Annotated in this window: 12 protein-coding genes; 4 read left to right on the plus strand and 8 right to left on the minus strand. The window is 38.9% G+C overall.

The annotated features are described in order from the left end of the window. Positions 1–20: 20 nt before the first annotated feature. The 3 genes from ACH8JV_RS07335 to ACH8JV_RS07345 all read left to right on the plus strand — a co-directional run bounded on the left by ACH8JV_RS07335 (position 21) and on the right by ACH8JV_RS07345 (position 2,570). Positions 21–1,664, plus strand: a complete 1,644-nt coding sequence (locus ACH8JV_RS07335; RefSeq protein ID WP_396520460.1) for a nitrite/sulfite reductase — start codon at positions 21–23, stop codon at positions 1,662–1,664. Then, positions 1,657–2,142 carry a DUF934 domain-containing protein gene (locus ACH8JV_RS07340; RefSeq protein ID WP_240288019.1) on the plus strand — a complete coding sequence of 162 codons (486 nt, stop codon included), beginning with the start codon at positions 1,657–1,659 and terminating at the stop codon, positions 2,140–2,142. The genes ACH8JV_RS07335 and ACH8JV_RS07340 overlap by 8 nt, the downstream gene beginning before the upstream one ends. A 74-nt stretch (positions 2,143–2,216) precedes the next feature. Continuing rightward, positions 2,217–2,570: a DMT family transporter gene (locus tag ACH8JV_RS07345; protein ID WP_396520462.1), complete on the plus strand. Its 354-nt coding sequence runs from the start codon at positions 2,217–2,219 to the stop codon at positions 2,568–2,570. Between the two features lie 51 nt (positions 2,571–2,621). Here ACH8JV_RS07345 and ACH8JV_RS07350 read toward each other — a convergent pair whose 3' ends face one another. The 3 genes from ACH8JV_RS07350 to ACH8JV_RS07360 form a co-directional block, all read right to left on the minus strand. Further along, positions 2,622–3,065 carry a VOC family protein gene (locus tag ACH8JV_RS07350; RefSeq protein ID WP_240288015.1) on the minus strand — a complete coding sequence of 148 codons (444 nt, stop codon included), beginning with the start codon at positions 3,063–3,065 and terminating at the stop codon, positions 2,622–2,624. Between the two features lie 129 nt (positions 3,066–3,194). Beyond that, entirely contained in the window at positions 3,195–4,370 is a 1,176-nt protein-coding gene (locus ACH8JV_RS07355; RefSeq protein WP_396520464.1) for a thiolase family protein, read from the minus strand. Between the two features lie 108 nt (positions 4,371–4,478). Continuing rightward, a complete protein-coding gene (locus ACH8JV_RS07360) occupies positions 4,479–4,994 on the minus strand; it encodes a GspH/FimT family pseudopilin (RefSeq protein WP_396520466.1) in 516 nt (171 codons plus the stop codon). Between the two features lie 379 nt (positions 4,995–5,373). Here ACH8JV_RS07360 and omp38 point away from each other — a divergent pair, with 379 nt between their 5' ends. Then, complete coding sequence (gene omp38 / locus ACH8JV_RS07365; protein WP_396520468.1) at positions 5,374–6,426, plus strand: outer membrane protein Omp38; 1,053 nt, start codon at positions 5,374–5,376, stop codon at positions 6,424–6,426. Between the two features lie 128 nt (positions 6,427–6,554). On the opposite strand, the gene ACH8JV_RS07370 is transcribed toward omp38, so the two are convergent. From ACH8JV_RS07370 to ACH8JV_RS07390, 5 genes are all read right to left on the minus strand, one after another. Continuing rightward, positions 6,555–6,713: a hypothetical protein gene (locus ACH8JV_RS07370; RefSeq protein ID WP_396520470.1), complete on the minus strand. Its 159-nt coding sequence runs from the start codon at positions 6,711–6,713 to the stop codon at positions 6,555–6,557. Between the two features lie 3 nt (positions 6,714–6,716). Beyond that, positions 6,717–7,922 (minus strand): RtcB family protein, encoded by a 1,206-nt coding sequence (locus tag ACH8JV_RS07375; protein ID WP_396520472.1) that lies wholly within the window; start codon positions 7,920–7,922, stop codon positions 6,717–6,719. Positions 7,923–8,200: 278 nt separating this feature from the next. Next, positions 8,201–9,661, minus strand: coding sequence for an amino acid permease (locus ACH8JV_RS07380; RefSeq protein WP_396520474.1), 1,461 nt, complete (start codon positions 9,659–9,661; stop codon positions 8,201–8,203). Positions 9,662–9,682: 21 nt separating this feature from the next. Beyond that, entirely contained in the window at positions 9,683–10,696 is a 1,014-nt protein-coding gene (locus ACH8JV_RS07385; RefSeq protein WP_396520476.1) for a methyltransferase, read from the minus strand. 64 nt (positions 10,697–10,760) lie between these two features. Then, entirely contained in the window at positions 10,761–12,119 is a 1,359-nt protein-coding gene (locus tag ACH8JV_RS07390; RefSeq protein WP_396520477.1) for a uracil-xanthine permease family protein, read from the minus strand. Positions 12,120–12,236: the final 117 nt, after the last annotated feature.

The raw sequence follows: 12,236 nt of genomic DNA on the forward strand, positions 1-12,236 counted from the left end.
GAATCTACTAGCCATACGCCATGTATTTATATACCGATTTCGACCAGCAGCTGGTTAATGAACGAGTTGCTCAGTTCCGCGATCAGACTGAACGCTATTTAGCTGGCAAACTTTCTGAAGATGAATATCGTCCATTACGTTTGCAAAATGGTTTATATGTGCAACGTTATGCGCCTATGCTGCGTATTGCCGTACCGTATGGCTTAATGAATTCTAAACAATTACGTAAAGTTGCTGAAGTTTCAACAAAGTATGACCGTGGTTATGCACACGTATCTACACGTCAAAATATCCAGTTGAACTGGCCTGCACTTGAAGATGTGCCAGATATTTTGGCAGAACTTGCAACTGTACAAATGCATGCCATTCAAACCAGTGGTAACTGTATTCGTAACACAACAACTGACCAATATGCAGGTGTGGTTGCTGGTGAAATTGCAGACCCACGTCCAACATGTGAATTGATTCGTCAGTGGAGTACGTTCCACCCTGAATTTGCATTCTTGCCACGTAAGTTCAAAATTGCAGTTTCTGCACTTGAAGAAAAAGACCGTGCAGCAACTGCATTCCACGATATTGGTGTTTACATCGTGCGTAATGAAGCGGGTGAAATCGGCTATAAAATTATGGCTGGTGGTGGTTTAGGCCGTACTCCAATCATTGGTAGCGTTATTCGTGAGTTTTTACCACGTGAAGATTTAATTGCTTACTTAGAAGCAGTTCTACGTGTTTATAACTTGCATGGTCGTCGTGACAATAAATACAAAGCGCGTATTAAAATTCTAGTTAAAGCATTAACACCTGGAGTGTTTGCACAGAAAGTTGAAGCTGAATTTGAACATACACGTGAAGCATTGAAAATTCAGCCAGAAATCTTGAAAAAACTGGATGAAGAGTTCACTCCGTTTGATTATCAAGATTTAGCAGATGAAGACTTCACGGCTTTATTTGCTGAGCATCCAAAATTCAAGCAATGGTTCAATATCAACACGCATGCACATAAAGTGAAGGGCTATCGTATAGTTACGATTTCTCTAAAACGTGCAGGTATCGCACCGGGCGATATGACCACTGAAGAAATGAACTTTATTGCAGATCTTGCAGATAAATATACATTCGGTGAACTTCGTACCACTCACGAACAAAACATTGCTTTGGCAGATGTACCTCAAAAAGATTTGTTCGATGTATGGCAAGCGCTTGAACAACAAAATATGGCACGTGCACATATTGGCTTTATTACCGATATCATTAGTTGTCCGGGCGGTGATTTCTGTTCACTTGCAAATGCGAAATCAATTCCTATTGCTGAAGCGATTACACGCCGTTTTGATGACTTAGACAAAGTTTATGATCTTGGTCATTTAGATCTAAATATTTCTGGTTGTATGAATGCTTGTGGTCACCACCACGTAGGTAACATCGGTATTTTAGGTGTAGATAAAAAAGGTGCTGAGTTCTACCAAATTACATTAGGTGGTAATTCAGACCATGATGCATCGATCGGTGACATCTTAGGCCCATCGTTTGCAGCAGATGCTGTGCCAGACGTTATTGAAGAAGTATTAAATACTTATCTTGATTTGCGTACAGAAGGTGAGCGTTTTGTTGACACATATCGCCGTGTAGGAATTCAACCATTTAAGGAGCGTGCATATGCTTAATACAGCTCTACCTGTGCTTTATAAAGACGGCACGATTGCAGACAATACTTATCAAATCATTGCTGAAGATGGTGTGGTTCCCCAAGGTGATGTTGTGGTAACAACAGCTCAACTAGACCAGTTAGCTAACGTTCAAGGCAAAAAAGCTTTGTATGTAACTGTAAATGATTCACCTGAAGATCATACATTTCCATTAAATGAACTTGATGCAATCTTCATTGAGTTTGCAGGCTTTGGTGATGGTCGTGGTTATTCATTCGCTGCACTATTACGCCGTCAAGGTTTCCAAGGTGAACTACGTGCAACAGGTGATGTGTTTAAGGATGTTTTAAACTACTTAAAACGTTCTGGTTTTGACAGTTTTGTCGTGAAAGAAGGCAAAGATGTACAAGAAGCTGCGGCAGGTTTGCAAGATTTTACCAACCCGTATCAAGCTTCAACAGCTGTACCGCAAGCAAGTTATCAAACTGGTGCTTAAATCGTTTTAAATATAAAGGCTGAACTCAGGTTCAGCTTTTTTTATAAATACCTTTTAATAAATGAAGAATAAGAATGTTAGGCTTAATTTCAAAAATAAATCCCGGTGCTTGGTGGTTAATATTTGCTATTGCGACAGATGTGCTCTCAACATTTTCTTCTGCTAAAGGCAATGGATTAGTTAATAAAACTGCTCAGGCGATTGCGCTGATTTTATATATTGTGTCTTTTGCATGTGCTGCTATTGCTTTGAAATATATGCAGGCGGGAATTTTATATGTATTGTGGTCCGGAGTGGGCGTGTTGGCGACTGCCTTTCTAGCAAAGATTTTTCTTGGGCAGAATATTGATGTGGCTGGATGGGTAGGGATAGGTTTTATTACAGTTGGTTTAATGATTATTGCGAAATATTCTAATATTAATGTTTAAAACCCTTATAGAAATAATAAGTATCTCTATAAGGGGCAGATATTAAAAATATTATGTATCAAGCTGGCAGTTAACCATCCACTTTATGCCAAATTGATCGGTAAATGCACCGTACAATGCGCCCCAGAACGTTTTTTCTAGCGGCATTTCGATTTGACCATTTACAGATAGAGCATCAAACAGCTGTTTCGCTTTTTCTTGCTCATCTTTTTCAAGGTTGATTGCGATGTAATGATTATTACCTTTAGTAAATACACTATTTGGCGTACAGAACTGATCGATAGTGTCTGATGCCATGAGTACTGTGTATTCATTAATCGGTAAAGAAACATGCAGCACTAAATTTTTTTCGGCTTCCGATAATGTGACACCCTCGTTAGGTGGCATATCGCTATAACGGCTCAGCATAGCAAATTCACCACCAAAGACCGATTTATAAAAATTAAAGGCTTGCTCTGCCTGACCTTGGAAATTGAGATAGTGATTGAGTTGCATTGTTATTGTCCATTGTTGTTTTCGTTTAAAGGAATAAGTTAAAACTTAAAAGTGATTTTGTGGGTCTTTTTTTGTAAATTTTTCATAAAAAATCCCACCGAAGTGGGATTCCTAAATAGGGAAATTGAATTAAATAAGTTCAATGGCAACAGCTGTTGCTTCACCGCCACCAATACAAAGTGCAGCAATACCTTTTTTACCGCCAGTACGTTTGAGTGCATGAATAAGTGTAAGAATAATACGTGAACCTGTAGAACCTACTGGATGGCCAAGTGCACATGCACCACCGTGAATATTGACTTTCTCTGCATCAAGTTTGAAATCATCAATTGGGCACATAGTAACCATAGCAAATGCTTCATTAATTTCCCAAAGGTCAACGTCCTGAGCATTCCATCCAGCTTTTTTAAGTACTTTTTCAATAGCGCCAACAGGAGCGATGGTAAATTCTGAAGGATGCTGAGAGTTTGAAGCTGTCGCGACAATTTTAGCAAGTGGTTGTAAGCCACGCTGCGCTGCAACTTCACTTGATGTTAACACCAGTGCAGAAGCACCGTCAGAAATAGAACTTGCATTTGCAGCGGTAATTGTCCCATCTTTTGCAAAAGCTGGTTTGAGTGAAGGAATCTTGTCAATTTTTGCATTTAAAGGTTGTTCATCTTGGTCGACAATGACATCACCTTTACGTGTAGACACGGTAACTGGAACGATTTCATCTTTGAAATAGCCTTCAGTAATTGCAGTTTGAGCACGTTTTAAAGAACGGATTGCAAAGTCATCCATTTGCTCACGAGTATAGCCACGAGTATTTGCCATATCTTGAGCAAAAGAACCCATTAAACGACCGGTTTCAGCATCTTCAAGCCCATCAAAGAACATATGGTCTTTAATTTCGCCATGACCCATACGGTATCCGGCACGTGCTTTTGGTAAAACATAAGGTGCGTTTGTCATTGACTCCATACCACCAGCAACGACAACTTCAGCACTACCTGCTTTGATCATATCAGTGGCTTGCATCACGGCTTTCATGCCTGAACCACAAAGTTTGTTAATCGTTACTGCACCTGTAGAATCTGGTAAGCCAGCTTTACGCATCGCTTGACGTGCTGGACCTTGCTTTAGACCAGCAGGCAGTACACAACCCATAATGACTTCTTCGACATCAGTAGGCTGCAAACCTGCTCGTGCGATTGCTTCTTTAATTGTTACTGCACCTAATTCTGGAGCAGTGAGACCAGATAGTGATCCTTGAAAACCACCCATAGCAGTACGAGCACCATTAACAATTACGATGTCAGTCATTGTTGTAATCTCCGATTGTTCTTTATCTCAAATTAAGAAAACATTAAAACTTAAGCAGTATATTGCAAAATGGGGGATGGCTTGGATTCTGTATTAGACTGTAGAGTTCTAACAATTTTGAAGTTCTTCTAAGCGTACATGTCCCATTTTGCTAAGAACTAATTTAAAATTTTTAAGCTGATCATAAGAACAATAAATAAAACTACCATTAGACTCGATTGGTAGTCCCGAGCTACCTTGAAAAACAATACTATTTTGTTTTTTACCAAAACGTTGTAATTTCATAGAGCCATAAGTATGGTTAAGATCTATAGAAGTTAATAATTCTTCATTTAAATCATGTTGTAGGTTGCGGTTGTTATCTACAAAGCTGATTAAGCGGTTATTCCAGTTGGTATTACAGACCAGTTGATCGGAACTTGGGCAAAGAACAATGTTCTTATGCCTGATAATTGCGTCAGACTTGGCTTTTTGTATATGAATTGTGAGTATGCGCGGCGTATTTTTTAATTCTACAGATGCCATAAATTGATGGTATAAAGGAATGGCTATAACTGACATAATCACAAGAATTACGAGGGTTATAGATAGCTCAACTATAGTAAAACCAGGAGATCTAAACATTAAGAAACCTTAATATATGTATAAATAGAGCAATTTTATGTTTTCTGACAATGATTTATATTATTTTTTATAATAAGGAAACACAAAATTAAATAAGGGTTATCAGTTGGCTAGAATACTGGTAAAATCACCGCAAGCGAAACAAAGAAGTTGTTCATATTTGCTAGTTGAGTAAAAAATTACCGAATTACAACGGAAATTGTAAGTAATTTTGTCAATAATTTACTTGATTAAAATTATCAAGCACTTGGAAAGTTTATCAAGTGTTTGTATGATTCAAATGTGAATAGCTTAAAAATAATACTGGGGTAAAAATATCTCAGGGGCCAATAAATTTAGGCTGAGCTTGAACAACAATTGTTATCTCTGGAGGATATCCATGAAATTGAGTCGTATTGCACTTGCTACTATGCTTGTTGCTGCTCCATTAGCTGCTGCTAATGCTGGCGTAACAGTTACTCCATTATTGCTTGGTTACACTTTCCAAGACAGCCAACACAACAATGGCGGTAAAGATGGTAACCTAACTAACAGCCCTGAGTTACAAGACGATTTATTCGTTGGTGCAGCTCTTGGTGTTGAATTAACACCATGGTTAGGTTTCGAAGCTGAATATAACCAAGTTAAAGGCGATGTAAACGGCGCTTCTGCTGGTGCTGAATACAAACAAAAACAAATCAACGGTAACTTCTATGCTACTTCTGATTTAATCACTAAAAACTACGACAGCAAATTTAAGCCGTATGTATTATTGGGTGCTGGTCACTACAAATACGACTTTGATGGCGTAAATCGTGGTACACGTGGTAATTCTGAAGAAGGTACTTTAGGTAATGCTGGTATCGGTGCTTTCTATCGCTTAAACGATGCTTTATCTCTTCGTACAGAAGCTCGTGGTACTTATAACTTTGACGAACAATTCTGGAACTATACTGCTCTTGCTGGTTTAAACGTAGTTCTTGGTGGTCACTTGAAGCCTGCTGCTCCTGTAGTAGAAGTTGCTCCAGTTGAACCAACTCCAGTTGCTCCACAACCACAAGAGTTAACTGAAGACCTTAACATGGAACTTCGTGTGTTCTTTGATACTAACAAGTCAAACATCAAAGACCAATACAAGCCAGAAATCGCTAAAGTTGCTGAGAAGTTAACTGAATACCCTAACGCTACTGCACGTATCGAAGGTCACACAGATAACACTGGTCCACGTAAGTTGAACGAACGTTTATCTTTAGCTCGTGCTAACTCTGTTAAATCAGCTCTTGTAAACGAATACAATGTTGACGCTTCTCGTTTGTCTACTCAAGGTTTCGCTTGGGATCAACCGATTGCTGACAACAAAACTAAAGAAGGTCGTGCTATGAACCGTCGTGTATTCGCGACAATCACTGGTAGCCGTACTGTAGTAGTTCAACCTGGTCAACAAGCTCAATAATTTGAGTTTCTGAACAGTAAAAAAGCGACTCGTTAGAGTCGCTTTTTTTATTGCGATTTTTAAAATATTTTTTCATTTGTATATCTCCTCAATAATATCTATTCAGTTAATTGCTTATAAATAAGTTTTTACCAAACACCTTTTTTTAATTGCTGTTTAGTATTTTGTCTATTTCGACGATGCTGTGCACGAGGCTTTTCTGTCTCATGCATGCCACCTTTTTGAAGTAAAGGTGACAGGGCTACATGATTACGAACCTTAATTTTTGGCATTTCTTTGATTTTCATGTTTTAACCTTTAATACATAAAACTTGTTTAAGTGTATGGACGACTTCAATAAGATCTGACTGATTTGCCATAACCTCATCTATGTCTTTATAAGCACTTGGAATTTCATCGACAACGCCACTGTCTTTGCGACATTCAATACCTTGCGTTTGCTCAATTAAGTCTTGTTGGTTAAACAGAATCTTAGCTTTGCTTCGGCTCATTTTACGTCCAGCGCCGTGAGAACAAGAGCAAAAAGATTCAGGATTAGCTTTTCCTCTAACAATATAAGAACGTGCTCCCATAGAACCTGGAATAATTCCTAACTCATCTAAACCTGCTCTAATCGCTCCTTTTCTGGTAACTAAAAGATTTTCACCAAAATGGGTTTCTCGACTCACATAATTATGATGACAATTAATCGCTTCTTTTGTCATTTGAAATGAAGGTAGAAGAGGTCGAATTGCTTCTAAGACTAATCGCATCATTTCTTTGCGATTTTCAAAAGCATATTCTTGTGCCCATTCCACAGCTTCTACATAATCATTAAAACTGTTTGAACCTTCAGCAAAATAACTTAAGTCTTTATCGGGTACATGTCCAAAGCGATGTTGTGCTTCTTTCTTGGCGAGCTCAATAAAATAAGTACCAATGACGTTCCCCAGTCCTCGGCTACCTGAATGTAGCATTACCCATACATCTTGATTTTCATCAATACATAACTCTATGAAGTGATTACCACCTCCTAATGTGCCTAATTGTTTTTGCCAAGTCGCATCAAACTGCCGAAGCATGCGAATTAGACCTGGGTGCTTCTTTATAATCGGTTGTAAACGTTTTTCGAGTGGAATAATACTCGACGCTTTAGCTTTGACCTGTTTATGCAAAGCAAAACCGACAGGTACTTTGCGTTCAATTGCATCACGTAATCGACTTAAGTTATCAGGAAGTTGTGAAGCCTTTAGACTCAAACGAATTGCATTCATTCCACAGCCAATGTCTACACCGACTGCTGCTGGAATAATGGCATGTTTAGTCGGGATGACACTTCCTACAGTCGCACCTTTTCCTACATGAACATCTGGCATAACAGCAATATGTGAGTATATAAATTGCAGCTGTGCCATTTTCTTGAGCTGTTCGATACTTTCACTATCTATATCTTGAGTGAAAATTTTAACAGGGACACCATAGAGTGCCTCTTCGTTTAATATTTTTTGTATGCCCATAATTTTTCTCTTATTGTTCTGTCCGAATAGGCATAAAAAAAACCTAGCGAATGCTAGGTCTTAAATTCGAGCATTCGGACAAGTGAATTAAATTTGTACACTTGTCCGTGAGCTGACATCGTGCCAAATCGTTACTGTGTTTTACCTTGTAGTGTTGGCATGATGTCCTCCTTTTTTAAAAAGTGCCGTTGAAAATCTGAACGGCATTTTACCTGTTTTTAACTAAAGATCAAGTTTTTGATGTTTAGATAGTTTTAATTGACTCTTTAAACTTACTATTAATCTTGCTCTGGTTTTACATCCATTTGGTCGTAAGGGATTAATTTAGTTTTATTTTTCCATTTATATCCGAGCCAAATTACTAAGAATAACGGTATGCTGATATAGGTGGAAAGTAAGCCCATCCAGTCAATTTTTCCGCCCAAAACAGCTTGATAGTTTTGTCCAAGAATAATGATAGAACAGAGAATAAAGGCAAACCAAGGTGCAAATGGGAAAAACTTAGCGCGGTAAGCTAAATCTTCTAATTTATAGCCTTGAGTAATATAACCTTTACGGAAACGATAATGTGAAATTGCAATACCTAACCAGACAATAAAGCCACACATCCCTGACATATTGAGTAGCCAGTTAAAGACTTGTTTTTCCCCAATAAAAGTCGTTAAGAAGCAGAATGCAGCAATAAATGTAGTTGCATATAAGGCATTCATTGGAACACCACGATTGTCGAGTTTGGCAAACCATTTCGGTGCACGACCTTGCTGAGCCATATCAAATAACATACGGGTAGAAGAATACATACCTGAGTTACCTGCCGACAAAATAGCAGTCAAAATAACTGCATTCATTAAGCTCGCAGCGAAAGCAAAGCCTACCTTTTCATAAAGCAAGGTAAAAGGAGAAAGTGCAACATTTTCTGTTGTCGCGGCTTGCAATAGGTTTGGATCATCATAGGCAATGAGTGTGCCGATAATGAAAATACACAACACATAGAATAATAAAATTCGCCAGAAAATCTGTTTAATTGCCAGTGGAATTGTTTTCTTTGGATCTTTTGATTCACCCGCAGCGACACCCACCATTTCAGTTCCTTGAAATGAGAATCCTGCAATCATGGCAACCCCAATCATGGCCTGTAAACCACCTACAAATGGTGCATCTTTATAGGTCCAGTTGCCGAATGTCGCCACTCCTGGTGTCAACATCACCTTAATAATCATGGCAATACCAATGATAATGAAGGCAACAATAGCGATAACCTTAACCATTGAGAACCAGAATTCGCTTTCGCCAAATCCTTTTACACTCATCGCATTAATCATAAAAATAATGACGAGGAAGAGCGCACTCCAGTAAAATCCAGGAATATCTGGAAACCAGAACTTCATAATAAACTGTACTGCAACGAGCTCAAACGCAACCGTAATTGCCCAGTTGTACCAGTAGTTCCAACCTAAAGCGAAACCAAAGCCATCTTCTACATAGCGACTGCCATAGGTGAAGAATGCGCCAGATGTCGGTGTATGAGTTGCAAGTTCGCCCAAGCTGGTCATTAAGAAGTAAATCATAATACCAATGAGAGAGTAGGCGAGTAATGCCCCGCCTGGACCTGCATTTGCAATGGTCGACCCAGAAGCAAGGAAGAGACCTGTACCAATGGAACCACCAATGGCGATCATATTCAGATGACGAGCCCCAAGCTTTCGCTGGAGTTTTTCAGGAGCATGTGTTTCGCTCATGGAGATTCCTTACATAGTTTGTTATGCACAGGCATATAACACCTTAAAGCCTTGTAGATCAGTTTTAATCTCACACTGACCAAAGTGCTTCTCAATTAAGATCGGATAGTTTAAAAAACGGTTTGCTACAATCCATAGCTCACCTGATGCCTTTAAATGTTTTTTAGCGTTCTGGCAGAGTCCTTCACTTGCATCGTAATTGGTATGAATACCTTGATGAAAGGGAGGGTTACTGACAATGGCATCAAGTTCTGTTGGGGCGTCTGCAATTCCTGTAACGGGCTGCAATCTCAACTGGTCTGAACCTATTCCATTTCGACTAAAAGTCATTTCCGTTGACCGTAAAGCGAAGGCATCAATATCTAGGGCATGGATAATATTACTTGAATTTACTTTTGCCAAATAGCAACTGATAATTCCCGCGCCACACCCGAAGTCGGCAATTCTACCTGATTTCACTTGATTTAGATAAGGGAGTAAAACAGCAGTTCCGACATCTAGATGATTTTGACTGAAAACGCCAGGGAGGGCACAAATGGTAAGCTCTTGTTCATTTACTTGAACTGTATAGGTTTTTAACCAACTCTCAATAGGTTTGATCTTTTCAGTTTTTTCAATTTTTAAATGCCATAATTGACAATGACGAGCGCTATCAAGTTTAAGTATTTTGCCAAAGCTTTGTAGTTGTTTGGCAGCTCTTTCAACACCACCTTTCTTTTCACCTACTAAAAAAACTGATTGGCCTGTTTTTAGATGGCTCATCACCACATGTAATATATAGTTTAAAAGCTCTTTTGATTTTGGAACAAAAATTAAAGCCTGATCAAATTCTTGTGATGGAAACTCAACCGAGAAATGTGCTGTCGTGCCTGTATTAATAAAACCTTGGTAATCTGAATAATTCCATGTCCAGACTGATGCATCAATCTCAGCAGGTAATTGACTTACCAAAGCATCATTGGGTGCATTAATTAACAAGAGTCTACCTTTTAAATAGTCTTGCTGTCTTAATACCACTTCACTTCTAGGATCCATGTACATCTCTCATGAAGAAGAATGCCCAGTGGAAACTGGGCAGTAATCAAAAAATAAAAATGGGTTATTTGTGTGTTTCAGGAAGTACAACATTTAAAATTAATGCCGCAATACCGCCTGTTGCTACGCCAGAACTAAAAATATTTTTAAATAATTCTGGTAAGTGTTCCAAAATTTGAGGAACTTGAGCAACCCCTAAACCTAGTGCAAGTGAAATCGCGATAATTAAAAGGGCACGACGGTCTAAGTGAATAGATGAAAGAATGTTAATGCCTGAGGCAGCAACCGCACCAAACATCACCATAACTGCTCCGCCTAATACTGCTTGTGGTACGGCTTGTATTACACCAGCTACAGCAGGGAATAGACCTAATATAATGAGTAAAGCAGCAATCCAGATCCCTACGTAACGACTTGCCACACCAGTGAGTTGAATTACACCATTATTTTGAGCGAAAACAGAACTAGGGAAAGTGTTAAATAATCCTGCAAGTAAAGAGTTTGCACCATTCACTAACACGCCACCTTTGATGCGTTGCATCCACTGAGGGCCATCTACAGGTTGGTTTGAAAGTTTACTTGTTGCTGTGACATCACCAATTGCTTCTAATGAAGTCACCAGATAAATGAATGCCATTGGAATAAATAGGCCCCATGAGAAGCTTAAGCCAAAGTGCATAGGTGTCGGAATTTGAATAACAGGCGCGTCTTTTAGACCAGAAAAATCTAGGTAGCCCATGAAACCAGCAAGAATGTAGCCAATAACCAAAGCAATCAAAATAGCCGAGCTTTTAATCCAAACGATACGAATACGGTTTAAGACAATAATGATGGCAAGTACGGTACATGACATAATAAGGTTGTCTGCACTTGCAAAAGTATGGTCATGCATGGCTTGATAACCACCACCCATGCTAATAAGACCTTCCTTAATAAGTGTTAAACCAATCAGAAGTACAACAATACCAGTTACAAGGGGAGTAATAAGTCTTTTTACCCATGGTAGGATTTGTGAAACACCCATTTCAATAAATGAACCAGCGATCACCACACCAAAAATAGCAGCCATAACCTGATTTACTGGTGTACCTGCGGCAACCATTGCACTACCAATACCAATAATCGGACCAATAAAGTTAAAACTAGTACCTTGAACAATCAGTAGACCTGCACCAAAAGGGCCAACTTTTTTACATTGTAAGAAAGTTGCAATTCCTGAAATGACCAAAGACATCGATAAAATCATGTTAGTTTCGGTACGTGAAACGCCTAAAGCTAAACAAATGAGAAGTCCAGGTGTAACAATCGGGACAATAATTGCAAGCAAATGTTGAAAAGCAGCTAAAAAAGCCACGAAGGGTTTTGGTCGGTCATCTAGTCCATAAACGAGGTCAAGATGGTCTTGTGATGGTTGATTGGACATGGGGGTAAGTACGCCGCAATTTCGCAAATTGGCGCTATTCTAATCGAGATACCTATCTTTACAAAACGAAATACAGGCTATTGGGAAATTTTTTTGTCAATGTCAATAAACTGTCAC

The sequence above is a fragment of the Acinetobacter sp. ABJ_C5_2 genome, from assembly GCF_044538485.1.
GTDB lineage: Bacteria > Pseudomonadota > Gammaproteobacteria > Pseudomonadales > Moraxellaceae > Acinetobacter > Acinetobacter nosocomialis_A.

What these genes read in the sequence shown, in the direction of transcription:
- ACH8JV_RS07335 (WP_396520460.1), top strand. Translation starts at nt 21, where the DNA reads ATGTATTTATATACCGATTTCGACCAGCAGCTGGTTAATGAACGAGTT.
- ACH8JV_RS07340 (WP_240288019.1), top strand. Translation starts at nt 1,657, where the DNA reads ATGCTTAATACAGCTCTACCTGTGCTTTATAAAGACGGCACGATTGCA.
- ACH8JV_RS07345 (WP_396520462.1), top strand. Translation starts at nt 2,217, where the DNA reads ATGTTAGGCTTAATTTCAAAAATAAATCCCGGTGCTTGGTGGTTAATA.
- ACH8JV_RS07350 (WP_240288015.1), bottom strand. Translation starts at nt 3,065, where the DNA reads ATGCAACTCAATCACTATCTCAATTTCCAAGGTCAGGCAGAGCAAGCC.
- ACH8JV_RS07355 (WP_396520464.1), bottom strand. Translation starts at nt 4,370, where the DNA reads ATGACTGACATCGTAATTGTTAATGGTGCTCGTACTGCTATGGGTGGT.
- ACH8JV_RS07360 (WP_396520466.1), bottom strand. Translation starts at nt 4,994, where the DNA reads ATGTTTAGATCTCCTGGTTTTACTATAGTTGAGCTATCTATAACCCTC.
- omp38 (WP_396520468.1), top strand. Translation starts at nt 5,374, where the DNA reads ATGAAATTGAGTCGTATTGCACTTGCTACTATGCTTGTTGCTGCTCCA.
- ACH8JV_RS07370 (WP_396520470.1), bottom strand. Translation starts at nt 6,713, where the DNA reads ATGAAAATCAAAGAAATGCCAAAAATTAAGGTTCGTAATCATGTAGCC.
- ACH8JV_RS07375 (WP_396520472.1), bottom strand. Translation starts at nt 7,922, where the DNA reads ATGGGCATACAAAAAATATTAAACGAAGAGGCACTCTATGGTGTCCCT.
- ACH8JV_RS07380 (WP_396520474.1), bottom strand. Translation starts at nt 9,661, where the DNA reads ATGAGCGAAACACATGCTCCTGAAAAACTCCAGCGAAAGCTTGGGGCT.
- ACH8JV_RS07385 (WP_396520476.1), bottom strand. Translation starts at nt 10,696, where the DNA reads ATGGATCCTAGAAGTGAAGTGGTATTAAGACAGCAAGACTATTTAAAA.
- ACH8JV_RS07390 (WP_396520477.1), bottom strand. Translation starts at nt 12,119, where the DNA reads ATGTCCAATCAACCATCACAAGACCATCTTGACCTCGTTTATGGACTA.